The organism is Pedobacter sp. 01N416 (assembly GCF_056399685.1).
The window spans coordinates 1-1744 of record NZ_JBFTRT010000793.1 but is presented as its reverse complement, the minus strand read 5'-3'; the positions used below and the strand labels follow the sequence as shown (position 1 = coordinate 1744).

At 36.9% G+C, this 1744-nt stretch carries 2 protein-coding genes; both read left to right on the top strand.

What is annotated here, in order from left to right; all coding sequences use genetic code 11:
- Positions 1-262 precede the first annotated feature (262 nt).
- The gene (locus tag AC1DND_RS27220; protein ID WP_477585894.1) at positions 263-697 is read left to right on the top strand and encodes a hypothetical protein; all 435 of its coding nucleotides are present in this window, start codon (positions 263-265) and stop codon (positions 695-697) included.
- 85 nt (positions 698-782) lie between these two features.
- Positions 783-1744, top strand: a 962-nt coding sequence (locus tag AC1DND_RS27215) for an LLM class flavin-dependent oxidoreductase (protein WP_477585892.1), incomplete at its 3' end; no start/stop codon positions are given.

Genomic DNA, 1744 nt, shown 5'->3' with positions numbered 1-1744 from the left:
CCTAGAAATTCAACATGTAGTGACGAAATTTTCAAACAGATAAAAGTTTATAAATTACCTCATGAAATAAGTTTTAATCAGGTAATTTTAATCGAACAGGTAAACGAGAGCCCGTGGAAATCAATTAATAGTTTTCGCATTACAATAGCCCCATAAAGAAGCCATGGAAACACTCGATATTCAACGAATGAGCAAAGTAATTGATGGCGTTTATAACGGGATCATTTCTATGAAGCTGTAAAAACCAACGCCTGTTTCAAACATGATCACATCGATAAAAGTTAAAGACAATAGCAATTTGGGCCCATTACTCTATATTTTTGGTTTCTTCCCATTATTTTTAGTTAATCTCACTTTTATCTTTAACCTGAGTTATCTTCAATCAACATTAATTACAATGACGATATTGATAGTCTTTCTGATATTCTTTTTCAAAAATCTAATAGCTAAACAAGAGGAATATGCCATCATAGCAGATGAAAATGAGATCACATTCTTAAAATTGGGAACTTTTAAGTGGAATGAAATCAAAATGATTAAAGCTATTCCTGATCTAGCATTTAGCCGTAACAGGTACAAATTCATGAATATTACTTTACAGAATGGTAAAAAGTTTAAGATCGACACTACCAACTTCGATTATCCCAATCACGAACTCGAAACCATTTTTAAGACTTTAGGTAAACTGGCTGATTAATTATAAGTCTTTACCTCTTTTCTTAACATACATCAAAAATGGCTAGCCCTGTATCCATTAACTTTGTTAAAATTATTTTAACATTATGGAATTAGGTATCGGTATGTTTGGCGATTTGCAGATTAATGCAAAAGGAGAAATTCAACCCGCTCAGCAAAGACTTCAGGAAATTATAGCAGAAATAAAACTAATGGATGAGGTTGGTTTAGATTTTTATGGAATTGGCGAACATCATCGCCCTGATTATGCCGTATCGAGCCCCGAAATTATATTGGCTGCCGCTGCTACTATAACCAAAAACATTAAATTAAGCAGTGCAGTTTCGGTTTTAAGTTCATCCGACCCCGTTAAATTGTATCAAAATTTTGCCACAATAGATTTAATTTCAAATGGCAGGGCCGAATTAATGGCTGGTCGTGGAAGTTTTATCGAATCGTTTCCACTGTTTGGTTATAACCTACAGGATTACGACGAGCTTTATGAAGAGAAGTTAGAATTACTCCTTAAAATAAACAAGGAGTCCAAAATCAGCTGGAAAGGCAAGTTCAGACCAGAACTAAATAACCAGGAAATATTACCAAGAGCCGTTAACGACAATTTAAAAATTTGGGTGGCCGTTGGTGGAACACCCGAATCGGTAGAACGGGCTGGTAGATTAGGCTTGCCTGTAATGTTTGCCRTCATTGGTGGTCAGCCGATACAGTTTAAGCCGCTTTTCGACTACTATAAACGAGTTTATGAAGCTCATGGGCACGACAAGAGTAAATTTGAAGTAGGTGTACATATGCACGCTTTATTTGGCGAAAACAGTAGCGAAGTTGCAGATTACTACTACCCACTTTATTCTGCTCAGATGAACAGGATTGGTAAATCACGCGGCTGGGCACCTTATCAACGCAATCAGTTCGACGCCGGCCGAAACAGTAGTGGTGCTTTAATTATTGGCGATGTAAACGAATCGGTAGAGAAGATTTTAGCCATGGAAGAAACCTTTGGTTTAACACGTTTCTCAGCACACATGGATGTAGGGGGGCCATCTCACACAGC

Coding starts and splice junctions, on each gene's coding strand:
- AC1DND_RS27220 (WP_477585894.1), top strand. CDS start 263: ATGATCACATCGATAAAAGTTAAAGACAATAGCAATTTGGGCCCATTA.